Source organism: Planomicrobium sp. MB-3u-38 (genome assembly GCF_002836425.1).
In the GTDB taxonomy this organism is placed as follows: Bacteria; Bacillota; Bacilli; order Bacillales_A; family Planococcaceae; genus Planococcus; species Planococcus okeanokoites.
In genome coordinates this window covers 308,188-323,980 of sequence record NZ_PJBO01000001.1, presented here as the reverse complement: position 1 = coordinate 323,980, position 15,793 = coordinate 308,188, and the positions used below count along the sequence as shown (strand labels likewise).

Genomic DNA, 15,793 nt, shown 5'->3' with positions numbered 1-15,793 from the left:
GAGCATCGAATTTCCTCCTCACTATTTGACGTATGGCTATCTTCATCTTCAGATTTTCACGGTTTTTACATATTTGAGCAATTCAGACTAAAAAATTATATATTTTCTAATGAATTTACCAATTTATTGTGTATACTTTAATTAAATAAATATTTTAAATATTTATTTAATTACATTCTATAGGTTTTTAACGGTATTATCCATCCTTTTCAGGAATTAAGTTTTCATCGTCCAACAATAGTCTTTGATCGGCAGATAACAAGCTTCGGCAAAACGACATGCAGATGAAAGGAGGAATTCCGTAATGAAGAATGCTCCGAGAGACACTAACAAGAACCGGGATCATACCGATTCCGCGGAAACATCATTAAAAGGCACCTTTACATCCGTACTGATCATCGCCGTTTTCATGCTGATATCCTGGTTCAGTGTTTTCATCTTATTTTTGGAGCGCAATTAAGAGCGGGCCACTACAGAAATCGGAAAGGAGATTCAACATATGCATATCCATCGTTATGAAAAGCTGTGGCTGATCATCGGTTCCATCATCCTGTTCATCTTTCTTGGCATTGTTGCGGTTCAAACATTCTTCCTGGATATGGGGCCGCCGAGCCATGCAGAAATGATCGATCCCCAAAGTGTCCGGGAATCAGAAATTTTTGCAGATCCGGAGCTGAAAGAAATCGGTGATAACGAATACGAAATTGCCATCATCGCGGAAATGTTCACTTTCCAGCCAGGAGATCTGGAAATTCCTGCAGGAGCAACCGTCCATTTCACTCTGGCTTCCCCGGATGTGACGCACGGGTTTAAAATCACTGACACCAACGTCAATGTCATGGTGGTGCCCGGCCATATCTCGAAAGTCAGCCACACGTTCGACGAACCCGGCGAATACCTGATTCTTTGCAACGAATATTGTGGTCTCGGCCATGAGTTCATGGCAAATACCATCACAGTCAAATAACCAAAGAAAGAAGGGGAAATAATGGCTCATATCAATGAAGCACCGATTCTCCATAAAGGAGTGGCCGTGAATGACGCAGCGGCTTCCGGTATCACCAGCCGCGATATCCGTTTATCCGCCGCCAATTTATCCATTGCTTTTATCGCCCTTATGGTAGGCGGGATTGCAGGCCTCCTGCAGGGACTGGTTCGGAGCGGCTTTTTGGAGCTCCCTTCCTGGATCAGCTATTACGCACTTCTGACCGCTCACGGCGTGATGTTCATCCTGGTGCTGACTTCGTTTTTCAGCATCGGTTATTTATACGCCGGCACTTCCCGGGTCCTTGGCGGACTGGCCGATAAAACAATCGCTTTCGGCTGGGCCGGTTTTGCGCTCATGTCCGTCGGAACGGTAATGGCCGCGTTCTTCATCCTGACGGGCAATGCGAATGTGCTGTATACCTTTTATACGCCTATGCAGGCACATCCCTGGTTCTACGTCGGACTGGCGCTCATCGTCGTCGGCATCCTGTTGAATTGCGTCGGCATGTTCATCACTTATCAAAGCTGGAGAAAACGGAATCCCGGAAAATTGACGCCGCTGTTCGCCTTTTTCGCAAATGCCGTCTTCGTGCTGTGGGTTTTCGCTTCCTTGTTCATAGCAGTGTTTGTTGTCGGCATGGTCATACCTTGGGCATTCGGGTGGGTACCGACCATCGACCCGATGATGGGACGCACCTTGTTTTGGGCATTCGGCCACACGCTGGTGAACATCTGGATGCTGACAGCCATATCCGCCTGGTATGTCTCCATGCCAAAAATCATCGGCGGGAAAGTCTTCAGTGACTCACTTGCGCGTGTAGCAGTGGTCATTCTGGTCGTCGCCAACGTTCCAGGTGGATTTCATCACCAGATTCTCGACCCCGGCTTGTCTGTCGAATTGAAATTCCTGCACGTCATCCAGACATTCATGATCATCTTCCCGTCGCTGATGACTGCTTTTGCGATGCTTGCGACAATGGAACGCGCCGGAAGAGCAAAAGGCGTGCGCAGCTTATTGGGCTGGTGGAAGACACTCCCCTGGTCTGACGCCCGTTTCTTCGCATTGATCGTCGCGATGTTCGCGTTCATCCCCGCCGGTCTCGGGGGCATCATCAACGCCAGCAATCAGATCAACCAGGTGGTCCATAATTCCATCTGGGTCACCGGCCATTTGCACTTAACAGTCGGCACGACGGTCATGCTGACGTTTTTCGGAATTTCCTATTGGCTCATCCCTTATTTGAGCGGGCGGCGGATGACGCAGACCATCAACCGGCTGGCGGTTATCCAGACCGTCGTCTGGGCAGGCGGCATGCTGCTCATGTCCGGCGCGATGCACATCAACGGTTTGCTCGGCAGTCCACGACGCACTGCCAACACGACCTATAACGGCAGCAGCGCCGCTTCCGACTGGGCAATGTACGAAACGCTGATGGCCATGGGCGGGGTCATCCTCGTCATCGGCATGGCTTTGCTGCTTTATATCTGGGCGCAATTGGCGTTCTTCGCACCAAAAGGAGATGCCGACTTCCCAATCGGCGAAGATTACAGCCCTTCTGACGCTTCGCCGCTGTTCATGGATCGCTGGTCGATTTGGGTCGCGCTGGCGACAGTTTCGATTGCCATCGCATATGTAATCCCGCTGATCGATTTTGCATCCGGCATGAATCCAGGCTCACCGCCGTTTTTAATGCCTTGATTCTATTAGAACTGATTTAAGCAAAAAAGGAGGAGGCACGTGACTGTGCCGCCTCCTTTTTTGTCTTTCTCTGTTATTCAGTTAGTCTATAGCAGAAAATCGCTATGAGTCCTGGAACGCTAGCCTAATTTTTTAAAAGTGACCGATTCATACAGCGGCGTAAAATGATACAGCGTCTTCAATTGCTCTTTGGACACCCGCTCCATTTCGCGAAAGACGGGTTCGGATAGTTGAAAATAATATGCGCCATTCGGCAGCTGCTGAATTTGCCGGCTGGCCTGATGCCACGCAACTTCTTCTATTTCCACCCAGACATTCTGATTCCGCTCCGGTGTCTTGATGGACAGCCGGGCGAACAAAGTGATGATCGTTTGGCCCTCTTCGACATGGATGTCTTTCACACGCGATAGATAATAACCGATATTCTTTGGAGGCTCTGTCTGCTTCTGCATAGATCTTCTCCTGTCCCAAATGGATTTGAATAAAAAAAGCCGCAAAGAATCAAAGATTCTCTGCGGCTTTGCAGGCGGCACTATTGTCCCCTGCATTTTACCGATTGCCCTGTTAAATTGTGTGTTAGTGAGTTTTTAGTTATTTAATATACTAAAAGAAGTGCAGCTTTGCGTAAAGCGATAAGGCTTTAATTGGGTTTATCCATTAACTCCAATCCTTCAGCAAATTTGCGAAGCTTGTCGGAAAATCGCATAAAACAGCTATTATAAAACACGGCGGAAAAATTTTTCGCCGTGTTTTTTAAATTTGTTCTGCTTCGTTTGTCCATTTATAGCCGATGCCCCAGACGGTGATGAAATGATCATCGACAGGAAAGCCTGATTGCCGTATTTTTTCGCGGACATTTCGTACATGCGAATCGATGGTGCGTCCTTCCGTCTCAGAGTCATACCCCCAAATCAGCTGAATCAGCTGGTCCCTTGTAAATACTTTGTTGTTATTTTTCATCAGGTGGCCCACCATCAGGAATTCTTTCGGTGTCAGCTTGATGGCGTGTTTGCGGTAACTGAGTTCAAATTGTTCTTCATTCCACAGCAGCCCATTCACTTCAATGATGTTTTTTGGCGTTCTTCTGCGCAATAATGCTGTCATCCGTGCCAGCAGTTCTTCTTCATTGAATGGTTTCGTGATGTAATCATCCGCTCCAAGATTCAATCCTCTTATGATATCTTCCTGTTGCTCCCGGGCTGTCAGCATAATGATGGGCACATCTGAAAACGTCCGGATTTCACGGCACAATTCCCAGCCATCCATTTCCGGCATCATGATATCCAGCAGCACAATGTCGAAAGGCTGCTGCTCCAGATATGAAAGTGCTTCCTTTGCTCCCAATGCTTTTTTGCAAAGATACTGGTGGGGCTGCAAATACAAAGCCAGTAAATCCAACATCCGGTTTTCATCATCAATCAACAGAACTTTCTTCATCCGATTCACCTCTTTTCAACTCAATCCGGACGGTTGTTCCTTGTCCTTGCTCACTTTCAAGAGTGATGTGGCCACCATGCGATTCGACGATCTCTTTGGCAATCGCCAATCCCAGCCCACTGCCGCCGAATTGCCGCGACCTGGATTTGTCTACACGGTAAAGCCGTTCGAATATAAAGGGAATATCCTTCTCGGGTATGCCTTCCCCTTCATCACTGACCCTTATCCAAGTCCGCTGTTCATCACCGCCGCCAGCCAGTGTGACACGCGTCCCTTCCGGCGAGTGCTTGCGGGCATTGTCCAATATATTAAGCAGCACCTGCTGGAACCGTTCGGGATCGATAAAGGCGATTGTAGCTGGATCACATATTATGGACAATTCGATTTTCTTCTCATCGAAAGCTGGACGCACCAGAGCGACGACGGATTGGAAAAGCACATTCAAAGAGAACTCCTCTTTTTGTATCTCAAACTGGTTGTGATCCAGCTGCGCCAATTCGAATAATTGCCGGATCAATTCTGTCAGATGGGCAGTTTCCTCCCGTATGATCGTGATATATTGGGCTTTTTCCTCATCAGAGGCTGTCGGGCGGCTCGCAATATCCGCATACCCTTTTATATAGGTAAGCGGAGTCCGCAGCTCATGGGCGATATCCGCCAGAAATTCATTTCGTTCATTTCTTAAGCGATCCAAGTCACTTGATAAAGTAGTGATGGCAAACGCCAATTCACCCAGTTCATCGTTGCGTTCAATATTCAGCTTCACCTTGTTATTTCCGCTCTTTAATTGTTCTGTGGCTTTCTTCATTCTGATCAGCGGCAATGTGATAAATCGTGATAATAAAAAAATTGTAATGATTGTCAGCCCGAGTGCCATAAGACCCGCAGCGAGAAATTGGTTTCTCAGGTGGCTGACCATCTGCTGGATTTGATTCGTTCCTGCAAACATAAAGACGTGGCCACGATGTTCCCCATCAATCGTAACCGGGCTGTCAGTCGCGATGAATTCTTTTTCGTTCCATCTCTCTTCCACTATTTCCCCTTCGTGCGCAACTTCATCAAAATCCGTATGCTCTAAAACAGCATTCATCTCAGGTTCAATGGAATCCGAATGAATCAATTCATTGCCGGCAGCGTCGGTTATGATGACGATGAAATCGGATGCAGATTCCATCAGGGCCACATGTTCCAAAGTCGCCGGTTCAAAACTGCCGGCCAATACTTCGCTGTGTGTATTGCCTCTTGCAAGCAAGTTTGTCATGACTTCATCGACCCGTTCGTTGACAAAAGTAATATACAAAGTCAAAAACAGAACCGATTCAATAAGTATGATGAACCCCAAAAATAGTAATCCGATTTTTAATGCAAGGCGATTTAGCATAGCGTCCCTCTTTTTAACTCAAATAGTATTTCCTTGCCGCTGACCTTTATTGTCAATAGTATACTTCATCAAACGGGTCATTGCCGTATAGCTTTCAAAACAGTTTAGCGGAAAAGTTTCAAGTTTTTGTGCAGTTTCTTCTACAGTCAAAAACTTTCTTTGAAACTCCCCATGGCCACCGATAATTTCATTGTCCTTGAAATGTCATGGTTCCTGCACACATTGCGCATTCTTTTTGGGTAAAGTGAGAACAGAAAAACATGGAAAGAGGGATTTATATGCATAAAAATAGATGGACGATGGGATTTTTGTCTTTTTTGGCAGCATTGACGTTAAGCGCATGCAACACAGGAAACGATATGCCAAACGAAAACATGGACATGGATCCTGTAAACGAGGACAGCATGAACCACGATTCCGGACACATGGAGATGGACCATTCCGGTTCCGGGAAACTGCCGGCTGGATTGGAAGAAGCCGAAAATCCGTTATACGAAGTCGGCAGCCAGGCCGTCATCAACTCCGATCATATGGAAGGGATGAAAGGTGCTGAAGCTACGATTGTCGGCGCTTATGATACGACAGTTTATGCTGTCACTTATACCCCGGCCAATGGCGGCGAACCGGTTTCCAATCATAAATGGGTAATTCATGAAGAACTTGAAAATGCCGGGGAGGAACCGTTGGAACCCGGAGATGAAGCTGTTCTTGCTGCAGATCATATGAAGGGAATGGATGGGGTTACGGCCACGGTCGATTCTGCTGAGCAAACTACCGTCTATATGATCGACTTCAACACGACGACCGGCAATGATAAGGTGACCAACCATAAATGGGTGACTGAAGACGAGCTTTCAGCGAATTAACGAATATTGAATGCTATGGAAGAACCACTGATTCTTAATCGGATCGGTGGTTTTTCCGTTTTATCATTAAAATGTTTTGCCGGCTTAATTATGCACTTTCTATGGAGTTTATTCATACTTCTAAATGGTATACAAATAGTGAACGGACTTTTCCGGCGGACCATCACATAAACTATGACGAAAGGAGAAGGTTTTATGAACAGTTATTTTAAATTCGGAATCATGATTTTAACTTCGACTTTTCTAATGTATTGGCTGATGTTTTTGAATGTGTTCCAGTTTGAACATGTCACATACAGTGAGACCCGAATCTATATGGCATTGATCATGGGTTCCGTCATGGCCATAGTCATGCTGCTATTCATGTGGCCGATGTATAAGAACAAGAAAGTGAATTCCATCATTTTAGCCGGCAGCGCTGTCGTGTTCGCACTGTCACTTTGGCTGGTCCGCAGCCAGGTGCTGATTGAAGATGAGGGTTGGATGAAAGCGATGATCCCTCATCATTCCATTGCTATCCTGACCAGTGAACGTGCCGACATATCAGATCCTGAGGTCAGAGAACTTGCAGATACGATCATCAAAACACAGCGTGAAGAAATTGCCAAAATGAAAGAACTGATAGAAAAGCTTGAAAACGAAGAATGATTTAAAGCGAAAAAGGAAAGCCAAAAGCGAAGATGTTTCGCTTTTGGCTTTCCTATTTGTTTCGGTATCATCAGGTCATCTTTAACAATTTGCCGACTCTTACTTCTTATCCCTTATTTCTTCCAGCAGTTCAATCAGACGTTTCTTTTGTTGTATCCGGATGACGGCCGCTTTTATTTGTATATGGCTATGGTCCATGTTAGTTTTAGAGTGACCGTTATATCTAAAAACTAAAGGAGGCCGATTCTATGAGTTCTAAAAGAGAAGATTTACTGGTAACCGCAGAACGGCTTTTCTATACCCACGGCTTTCATGCCATTGGCTTGAAGGCGATTGTACAGGAAGCAGAGGTTGCGCTTATGACTCTCTACAATCATTTCGCTTCTAAAGAAGAATTGATTTTAGAAATCCTTAATAGAAGAGAACAGGCCTATTTTGATGTGCTGCGGAAAGTCATCACCGAGGAGACAGGTACTGTGCAGGAAAAGCTTGCTTCTGCCCATCTGGCATGGCTGAAAGACACAGCTTCGAACGGCTGTATGTTCCTGCGGGCGAAAGAGGAATTCAGCAGCGATTCCGATCATCCGATTGTCACCAGTGTGAATTCCCATAAAGAAAATACGATCCGCTTTATACAGGCATACGGATTGGACAGAAGCGAGGCTATGAAATTATCGCTGTTGTTCGAAGGTACGACTTCACTGGCCGAGACCACTGATATCAAAGAAGTGGAAGATGTTTTGAAATCATTTGTGGACTGTATTGAAGTAAGTTGACAGCTTACTTTTTTTACCTCATTTATAGAGTGACCGTTCTATATAAATATAGGAGTTGATTGTTATGTGGAAAATTGTCTTGCCTGGCATATCCATGATCGGCGTTACATACGCATTTGCCAGATATAGCTTTGGTCTCTTCCTGCCGAATATCAGTGCCGACTTGAATCTTTCAGAAAGCCAGGCCGGCTATGTGGGGTCCGCTGCCTATTTAGCCTATACCGCGGCTTTAATCACCGCTTCCATCTTCATCTCCAAATCCGGAGCACGGCATATCGTCCTGTTATCAGGCGTGACTGCCATCCTCGGCATGCTTGGGATGGCGGCTTCACCCAATTTCATCATATTGCTTCTCAGCGCATTTGTTGCGGGTCTTGGCAGCGGCTGGATTTCACCAGCCTTCAGCCAAATCGTGGTTCAATCCTTGACTCCCGATCTGCAGGATAAAGGGAATACATGGATCAACACCGGCACCAGCGTCGGTATTGTCCTGACCGGTCCTGCAGTTTTGCTTTTTTCCGAACAATGGAGATGGGGATATGTCCTGTTTGCGGTCCTCGCTTTTGGTTCGGTCTGGTGGAATGCGGCTGCTTTAACGAATAAAACAGAGGATTCCGCCGCTCCAGCCCGTCTCAAATTCGGGAAGAAGTTATTGATGGACGCCCGTTTTCTCATCATTGCTTCTATTGGCATCGGCTTGGCCTCCTCCATCTACTGGACATTTTCAAGAAGTTACGTAACCATGGTACACGATAACAACACGGCAGAAAGCGCAGTGTTCTGAATCATCATGGGAGGCGCCGGCATACTCGGTGGAATCGCCGGTGCCACAATCAGCAAACTGGGACTGGCCAAGTCTTATCGCTTAGGGATGCTGACTTTATCAGCTTCCCTTTTCTTCCTGACACTCCCTTATCAGGCCAGCATCTACCTGTCTGCTGTACTCTTTGGCATCTCATTCATTTTCATGACCGGCTTAATCATCGTTTGGGGTACCCGACAATTCCCCGATTCGCCTTTCATCGGCGTCAGCATCGCCTTCTTCTCTTTGGGCATCGGGCAGTCGATCGGTTCGGTCATCGCCGGGCTGCTGATTGACGGAACTTCTTTCCCTTTCGCCTTTATCGCATTTTCAATCGCCGGCGCTCTCTTTGTCTTCTGCAAAATTAAGATTTCTGAAAACAAAGCGTGAAGCAAATTAAAAAAAGAACGTCCGCAAATGTCCTGAGACTTTTGCGGACGTTCTTTTATTGTTCAGTGGCATTAATTTTTATTGATTACCTGCGCACCATCCGGCCCCGCCAGAATGACTTTGTCGGTCATATCGATGAACAGGCCTGTTTCGACGACACCGAGCAGCAGTTTAAGTTGGTTGTGAAGGGCGCGCGGGTCTTCAATCGACTCAAAAGCGCAGTCGAGAATGTAATTGCCGTTGTTCGACACGAACACTTCGCCGTCCCGCTCCCGCAGCACGGGCTTGGCACCAAGCGCCTCGATTTTGTCGGCCGTGCGCTGCCACGCAAATTGCAGCACTTCGACCGGCAACGGAAATTTTCCGAGCCGGTCGACCATTTTCGACTGGTCCGCTATGATGATGACCTGTTTGGCATGCGCGTTGACGAGCTTTTCACGGACGAGTGAACCGCCGCCGCCTTTGGTGAGCTGGAAATCCGGATCGATTTCATCCGCTCCGTCAATCGCCAGATCGAGTGTTTCGACTTCCGAGAAATCGGTCAGCGGAATGCCGAACTCCTTCGCCCAGCCTGCTGTCCGGAGTGAGGACGGAATGCCTTTGATATTAAGGCCCTGGTTGACCAGTTCTCCGAGACGCTTCAGCAGCCAGTAGACGGTCGTGCCGGAACCCAGTCCAAGCACCATGCCGTCTTCCACGTATTCCACCGCCTGTTCAGCAGCGGCTTTTTTATAAAGGTCCTGATTCTCTGTCATCCGAAACACCTCCTTAGCCCTGGCTCAAATAGGAAACGACGTCTGCCATCGCTTCTTCCGCATCTTCACCGACAGTACGGATATTGAGTTCGTCGCCATTTCGCAATTGCAGCGTGATCAGTCCAAGGAAACTTTTCAGGTTGATTTCGTAAGGCGTGCCGTTGACCGATTTCTTCAAATAAATCTCCGACTGGTATTTCTGTGTCGCTTTGCTGACTTCGACGATGGTCGTCTTGTCTGAAATATTGACGGTGATGTCTTTCGATACGCTTTTCTCCATGAAAATTCCTCCTTTATTGTTTACAGCTTGTCTTCCAAGTTCACTTTCTCTTTGACGGCTTTATTGACCAGATAGGTCGGGTAATAGCCCGACAGCACATCGGCCACGTTTTCCGCCGTCTTGCGCTTGAGTTCCGTTTCCGCTTCAACAGAATAAAAAGCGGAATGCGGGTTCAGAATGACATTTTCCATTGCCAGAAGCGGGTTGTCGGCGGCAATCGGCTCTGTTTCAAGCACATCAAGGCCGGCGCCGGCAATCGTTCCTGCCTGCAGCGCTTCGATCAGTGCCTGTTCATCGATGATCGGCCCGCGGGCCGTGTTGATGATAAATGCTTCTTTTTTCATCATAGCGAATTCTTTCGTGCTTATCATCTTTTCCGTATGCGCATTGAGCGGCACATGGACAGAAAGGTAATCTGAGCGCTCGCACAATTCTTCAAGAGTCACGAGTTCTACGTTTTGTGCAGCTGCGACTTCCGGTGCCACAAATGGATCATAGGCGATGACGTTCAGATCGAATGCCTTCGCTTTTCTCGCAACAGTCTGCGGGATGTTACCGAAACCGACAAGGCCGAGCGTCTTCCCTTGCAGGCGGTAAATCGGCACAGCGACTTTAAAATCCCAGATGCCGTTTTTCACCGAGTTATTGAGGAGCGTCACTTTGCGCGCCAGCGACAGCAGCAATGCCATCGCGTGGTTTGAAACTTCGTCCAGGCAGTAATCGGTGACGTTCCCGACGATGATGCCTTTTTCAGTCGCTGCGTCAACGTCAATCGTGTTGAAGCCGACGCCGTAACGTGAAATGACTTTGCAATTATCAAGCTGTTCGATGACTTTGCGCGTGATTGGCGCGTATTGGTTGATCAGTGCATCGGCGTCTTTGCAGGCGGCGATGACGTCGTCTTCCGTTTTGCATTGTTCGAAAGTCAGTTTGATGCCGAGCTTGTCCAGAACGGCTTCTTCCGGTGCGAATGTGCTGTATTCATAGTCGGTGACGACCACTTTGAATGGGCTCATGGGGTTCTCTCCTTTTGGTGAATGTAAAAAAAAAAATTATAATAACCGATATTCCGCAAAATAACTCCGCTTTCCTGTGGGCTTGAGCTGAGCTAACTCGGACTCAGTAACCTTCGTCCGAGTGGATCTCAGCACTTCGCTCGAAACGGAGTTGGAAACCAACTCCGTTTCTTTTCCCCTGGGAGTCTTCGTTATTTTGCTCCATATTTCTAGAGATTTCTCTCAGCGCCGGCGCCGTTTGCAATGGTTAACTCATTAATTTTAATCAGTATTTACCACTCAGCAATAGAGCCGTCTTTATGGCGCCATACCGGATTTTTCCAGTTGTGACCGATTTTCGCCTGTTCGCGTACGAAGTCTTCATTGATGGAAATGCCGAGACCTGCGTTTTGCAGCATATCGACATAACCGTCTTTGTATTCGAAGACCGTTTTGTCGTTCAGGTAATCGAGCAGATCGCTGCCCTGGTTGTAATGGATGCCGAGGCTCTGTTCCTGGATGAAGACGTTATGCGACGTGGCATCGACCTGCAGGCAGGACGCCAAAGCGATCGGGCCGAGCGGGCAATGCGGCGCAACCGCTACATCGTAAGCTTCTGCCATTGCAAAAATCTTCTTGCATTCCGTGATTCCTCCTGCATGCGACAGATCCGGCTGGATGATGTCGACGTAGCCGTCCGACAGGATTTTCTTGAAATCCCATTTTGAGAACATGCGCTCACCTGTCGCAATCGGAATATTGGTGATGTGCGCGATTTCACGCAGGGCTTCATTGTTTTCCGGCAAGACCGGCTCTTCGATGAACATCGGGCGGAATTGCTCGAGTTCTTTGACGAGGATTTTCGCCATCGGTTTATGTACTCGGCCGTGGAAATCGATGCCGATGCCGACATATTTGCCGACCGCATCCCGGACTGCCGCAATGCGTTCAACCGCCTGATCGACTTTTTCGTAGGAGTCGATGTATTGCAGCTCTTCCGTACCATTCATCTTCACAGCGCTGAACCCTGCTGCAACAGCTTCTTTGGCTGCCGTGCCGACATCGTTCGGACGGTCCCCGCCGATCCATGAGTAGACACGGACTGAATCGCGGACTGCTCCGCCCATCAATTCTGAAATCGGTGCGTTGTGGTATTTCCCTTTGATATCCCACAGCGCCTGGTCGATTCCGGCAATCGCGCTCATCAAAATCGGACCCCCACGATAAAAGCCTGAACGGTACATCATCTGCCACAAATCTTCGATGCGACGCGGGTCTTTGCCGATCAGGTAATCGCCAAGCTCATGGACAGCAGCTTCGACTGTAGCGGCGCGGCCTTCAACGACCGGCTCTCCCCAGCCGACAATGCCTTCGTCGGTTTCGATTTTCAGGAACAGCCATCTCGGCGGAACGATAAATGTTTCCAGCTTCGTGATTTTCACAATAAAAACCTCGTTTCTTTTTTATGATCTTTATGTCCGGTTTTTCGCTTTTCGTGTGCGAAAAGCATCCGTTCGTCTTTAGATTTTGGTTTTTTGCAGAGATTTGGATGGAAATAAAACCTGATTCTTTTTATATCCTGCTTCTCAGATTGACTTTCTTGCTCACTGATTCGGCGGATTTTCTTATATCAACGTTCAAGAAATTATATCGACGCTCAGGAAATTATATCGACGTTCAAAAAAATATATCAACGCTCAGAAGATTATATCGACGTTCAGCGAGATATATCTACGTTCGCCGATTCGACCGCTATTCTCGGCATACGCAAGCGAAAACAATAACGCAACGTCACACTTCACTCTCTCTCAACGCCAAAAAACGCCCGATTTAACTCCGAGCGTTTTTAATTTTCCCGATAAATTGGCGGGACAGGTCCGTCAATACTTCGTAGCGCTCTTCTGCGATCGCTTTGCTGTCGACTAAAGAGCCGCCAGCTCCGACTGCCACGGCGCCGTTTTTGATGAAGGTTTCGACGTTGTCCAAAGAAACGCCGCCCGTCGGCATCATCGGAATGTGGCCAAGCGGCCCTCGGAGATCTTTGATATAGGCTTCACCGAGTGCGGCACCTGGGAAAATCTTTAACAGGTCGGCGCCTGCGGAATAAGCGTTGACGATTTCCGTTGGCGTCATGACGCCCGGAATGGAGATGCGCCCGTAGCGGTTCGCCATCTGGATGGTGTCGATATCGAAGCTCGGGCAGAAGATGAAGTCCGACCCGGCATCGATGGCCATTTTGGCAGATGGCGCGTCGAGGACGGTTCCAGCGCCGACAAGGACGCGGTCACCGAATTTCTCTTTCAGGTCGCAGATCATGCCGAGTGCGCCAGGAGTGTCCAACGTGATTTCAAGGGCACCGGTACCGCCTTCGACAAGCGCTTCCGCGATTTGGTGGATCTGTGATTGTTTGGGTTTACGGATGACTGCGATGAGTCCTGATTCTTTCAGGCGAATAAGGTTTTCCCATTTTTTCATGGCTGCTTCCTCCTCGGTTTAACGTTTTACGTCTCGGTTGGCGCCGGCTGGTTTCATGAAGCGTTCGACTGCCTCGAATGTCGGCAGCCCTTCGATGTCACCGCTGACACCAACGACCATTGCGCCGATCGCATTGGCGCGGCGGACCGTTTGTTCCAGCGGCTCTTCGCGCAGCAGGCCGCTGATGACACCTGCAGCAAAGCCGTCTCCAGCACCGACAGGATCGACGATGTGGTCTGCCGGAAAGCCTGATATATAAGCTTTCTGTTCGCCTGCATGCAGGTAAGCCCCTTTATCGCCCAGTTTGATGACGATGATTTTTTCACTATCCCCGTCTGCAAGTGCCTGAGCCACTGCTTCGACGTCTGTTTCACCGGTCATCAGCTGGCCTTCATCGAGTCCAGGGAGGATGACATCGGCGTTTGCGGCAATTTCGTTGAACGTTTTCTTCGCCTCTTCAGCGCTCCACAATTTCAAGCGCAGATTCGGGTCAAAAACGATTTTCGTGCCATTGCGTTTCGCGATCTCGATTGCTTCCATAACAGTGGCGCGTGCCGAATCGCTTAGCGCCGGCGTGATACCGCTGATATGGAGAATGCGTGCCGCCGCAATCGCGCCGGCATCCAGTTCTTCCGGCTGCATCAGACTGGCTGCAGACCCCTTCCGGTAATAATAGACGTTCATGTCTTCCGGCGATAATTGTTCTTTGAACAGGAGGCCAGTCGGCGCTTCATCTGTCTGCAGACAGGATGAAACGTCGACGCCTTCCCCGCGTATGCTTTTCACTACAAAACGCCCGAATGGGTCGTTGCCGAGTTTGCTGAACCAGTTGACGGAATGGCCAAGTCTCGTAAGGCCGATCGCGACATTTGATTCCGCTCCCCCGATTTTCTTCGGAAACTGATGGATGTATTCCAGCGGCAGCATCTGCTCAGGCTGGAACAGCACCATCGTTTCGCCAAATGTAAACACTTCTGATTTCTCCATTTAAGACACAACCTTCTCTAACGTAATTCCCGGTTTCATTACTCCGGAATGAAGAACATCGTGATAGCCGGAACGAATGTCAGGAATAATAATGTGATGATCATTGAAAGGACGAATGGCAACACGGCGCGGGACAGCGCTTCGATCGATACGCCGGAAATCCCGGATGCGACGAATAAGTTGACTCCGACCGGTGGCGTGAAGAAACCGATTGCCAGGTTGACGACCATCAGGATACCGAAATGGACCGGATCATAACCGATCTGGACTGCAATCGGAAGCAGAATCGGCGTCAGGATGATGATGGCGGCAAGTGTATCCATGAACATGCCGACGACCAGCAACAACAGCATGATCAGTAAGATGATGACGTACTGGTTCGTGGAAATTGACAGCATCGCCTCAGCAATCTGGTTTGGCACCTGCTCGATTGTCAGGAGACGTCCGAAAGCGTTCGCTGTTCCGACGATGATCAGCACTGTCGCTGTCGTCAGCGCGGAATCGATGATGACTTTCGGCAAATCACGGATTTTCAATGCGCGGTAAAGGACCATCGCTGCGAATAAACCGTAGACGACTGCAATGACAGCGGCTTCTGTCGGTGTGAAATAACCGCCGTAAATACCGCCCAGGATGATGATTGGAATGAGCAATGCCCATTTTGCTTCCCAGAAAGCGACACCGATTTTTTTAAATGAAGTCTTTTCTTCAAGGCCTTTATAGCCTTTACTCTTCGAATAGAAGTAAGCCCAGGCGATCATTGACAGACCGACAAGGATTCCGGGAACGATACCGGCGATGAAAAGATCACCGATAGAAACGCTGCCGGTTACGCCGTAGATGACCATCGGGATACTCGGCGGGATGATGACACCGATCGAACCGGCTGCTGCTACAGTAGCCGTTGCGAATTTGATGTCATAACCCTGGCGCACCATTGCCGGAATCATGATTCCGCCGATTGCCGCAACCGTTGCGGGACCGGACCCGGATATGGCTGCAAAGAACATACATGTGATGATTGTCGCAATGGCGAAGCCGCCGGTTCTGTTGCCGACCAGCGCGTTCGCTACATTGAAGAGGCGTTCGGAAATACCGCCCTTGCCCATGATTTCACCGGCAAGGATGAAGAATGGAACCGCCATTAACGGGAACGAATCGACAGATGTGATCAATTCCTTCGCGAGGAATTCGACCGGCAGACTGCCCGTATACATAATTGTGATAAGTGTTGATAAGCCGATGGCGATACCAATTGGCACCGTCAGGATCAGCAAAAGCGCAAAGCTGCCAAATAACACTGCAATAGTCATTC

Annotated in this window: 18 protein-coding genes; 8 read left to right on the top strand and 10 right to left on the bottom strand. The window is 48.6% G+C overall.

Annotated features, from left to right (window positions below; translation table 11 throughout):
- The first annotated feature begins 304 nt into the window (after window positions 1-304).
- From CXF70_RS01920 to CXF70_RS01910, 3 genes are read left to right on the top strand one after another with little or no spacing between them, the layout of a single operon-like run.
- On the top strand, window positions 305-460 hold the full coding sequence (locus CXF70_RS01920) for a cytochrome c oxidase subunit 2A (protein ID WP_101801276.1): 156 nt from the start codon (window positions 305-307) through the stop codon (window positions 458-460).
- A 39-nt stretch (window positions 461-499) separates the two neighbouring features.
- Window positions 500-967, top strand: a complete 468-nt coding sequence (locus CXF70_RS01915) for a cytochrome c oxidase subunit II (RefSeq protein WP_101801275.1) — start codon at window positions 500-502, stop codon at window positions 965-967.
- A gap of 21 nt (window positions 968-988) precedes the next feature.
- The gene (locus CXF70_RS01910; protein WP_101801274.1) at window positions 989-2,686 is read left to right on the top strand and encodes a cbb3-type cytochrome c oxidase subunit I; all 1,698 of its coding nucleotides are present in this window, start codon (window positions 989-991) and stop codon (window positions 2,684-2,686) included.
- 119 nt (window positions 2,687-2,805) lie between these two features.
- Here the strand turns inward: CXF70_RS01910 and CXF70_RS01905 are convergent, their stop codons facing one another.
- The 3 genes from CXF70_RS01905 to CXF70_RS01895 all read right to left on the bottom strand — a co-directional run bounded on the left by CXF70_RS01905 (window position 2,806) and on the right by CXF70_RS01895 (window position 5,504).
- Window positions 2,806-3,138, bottom strand: coding sequence for a hypothetical protein (locus tag CXF70_RS01905; RefSeq protein WP_101801273.1), 333 nt, complete (start codon window positions 3,136-3,138; stop codon window positions 2,806-2,808).
- A 301-nt stretch (window positions 3,139-3,439) separates the two neighbouring features.
- Window positions 3,440-4,123, bottom strand: a complete 684-nt coding sequence (locus tag CXF70_RS01900; protein WP_199172771.1) for a response regulator transcription factor — start codon at window positions 4,121-4,123, stop codon at window positions 3,440-3,442.
- Window positions 4,101-5,504 (bottom strand): sensor histidine kinase, encoded by a 1,404-nt coding sequence (locus CXF70_RS01895; protein WP_101801272.1) that lies wholly within the window; start codon window positions 5,502-5,504, stop codon window positions 4,101-4,103. Before CXF70_RS01895 ends, CXF70_RS01900 begins: the two co-directional genes overlap by 23 nt.
- 278 nt (window positions 5,505-5,782) lie before the next feature.
- On the opposite strand from CXF70_RS01895, the gene CXF70_RS01890 reads away from it, so the two are divergent.
- From CXF70_RS01890 to CXF70_RS18290, 5 genes are all read left to right on the top strand, one after another.
- On the top strand, window positions 5,783-6,370 hold the full coding sequence (locus CXF70_RS01890) for a YdhK family protein (RefSeq protein ID WP_101801271.1): 588 nt from the start codon (window positions 5,783-5,785) through the stop codon (window positions 6,368-6,370).
- A gap of 195 nt (window positions 6,371-6,565) precedes the next feature.
- A complete protein-coding gene (locus CXF70_RS01885; RefSeq protein ID WP_101801270.1) occupies window positions 6,566-7,018 on the top strand; it encodes a DUF305 domain-containing protein in 453 nt (150 codons plus the stop codon).
- Window positions 7,019-7,266: 248 nt separating this feature from the next.
- On the top strand, window positions 7,267-7,794 hold the full coding sequence (locus tag CXF70_RS01880) for a TetR/AcrR family transcriptional regulator (protein ID WP_101801269.1): 528 nt from the start codon (window positions 7,267-7,269) through the stop codon (window positions 7,792-7,794).
- A gap of 64 nt (window positions 7,795-7,858) precedes the next feature.
- A complete protein-coding gene (locus tag CXF70_RS18295; protein WP_199172770.1) occupies window positions 7,859-8,578 on the top strand; it encodes an MFS transporter in 720 nt (239 codons plus the stop codon).
- A 6-nt stretch (window positions 8,579-8,584) separates the two neighbouring features.
- Entirely contained in the window at window positions 8,585-8,986 is a 402-nt protein-coding gene (locus CXF70_RS18290; RefSeq protein ID WP_199172769.1) for a hypothetical protein, read from the top strand.
- A 71-nt stretch (window positions 8,987-9,057) separates the two neighbouring features.
- Here CXF70_RS18290 and rpiA read toward each other — a convergent pair whose 3' ends face one another.
- From rpiA to CXF70_RS01840, 7 genes are all read right to left on the bottom strand, one after another.
- Complete coding sequence (gene rpiA / locus CXF70_RS01870; RefSeq protein ID WP_101801268.1) at window positions 9,058-9,741, bottom strand: ribose-5-phosphate isomerase RpiA; 684 nt, start codon at window positions 9,739-9,741, stop codon at window positions 9,058-9,060.
- 13 nt (window positions 9,742-9,754) lie between these two features.
- Window positions 9,755-10,021: an HPr family phosphocarrier protein gene (locus CXF70_RS01865; protein WP_084243760.1), complete on the bottom strand. Its 267-nt coding sequence runs from the start codon at window positions 10,019-10,021 to the stop codon at window positions 9,755-9,757.
- Between the two features lie 20 nt (window positions 10,022-10,041).
- Entirely contained in the window at window positions 10,042-11,037 is a 996-nt protein-coding gene (locus CXF70_RS01860) for a C-terminal binding protein (RefSeq protein ID WP_101801267.1), read from the bottom strand.
- 272 nt (window positions 11,038-11,309) lie between these two features.
- The gene (gene dgoD / locus CXF70_RS01855; RefSeq protein WP_101801266.1) at window positions 11,310-12,458 is read right to left on the bottom strand and encodes a galactonate dehydratase; all 1,149 of its coding nucleotides are present in this window, start codon (window positions 12,456-12,458) and stop codon (window positions 11,310-11,312) included.
- A 388-nt stretch (window positions 12,459-12,846) separates the two neighbouring features.
- Entirely contained in the window at window positions 12,847-13,491 is a 645-nt protein-coding gene (locus CXF70_RS01850) for a bifunctional 4-hydroxy-2-oxoglutarate aldolase/2-dehydro-3-deoxy-phosphogluconate aldolase (RefSeq protein ID WP_101801265.1), read from the bottom strand.
- 18 nt (window positions 13,492-13,509) lie between these two features.
- A complete protein-coding gene (locus CXF70_RS01845) occupies window positions 13,510-14,478 on the bottom strand; it encodes a sugar kinase (protein ID WP_101801264.1) in 969 nt (322 codons plus the stop codon).
- A 38-nt stretch (window positions 14,479-14,516) separates the two neighbouring features.
- Window positions 14,517-15,791 (bottom strand): TRAP transporter large permease, encoded by a 1,275-nt coding sequence (locus CXF70_RS01840; protein ID WP_084243755.1) that lies wholly within the window; start codon window positions 15,789-15,791, stop codon window positions 14,517-14,519.
- Window positions 15,792-15,793 lie beyond the last annotated feature (2 nt).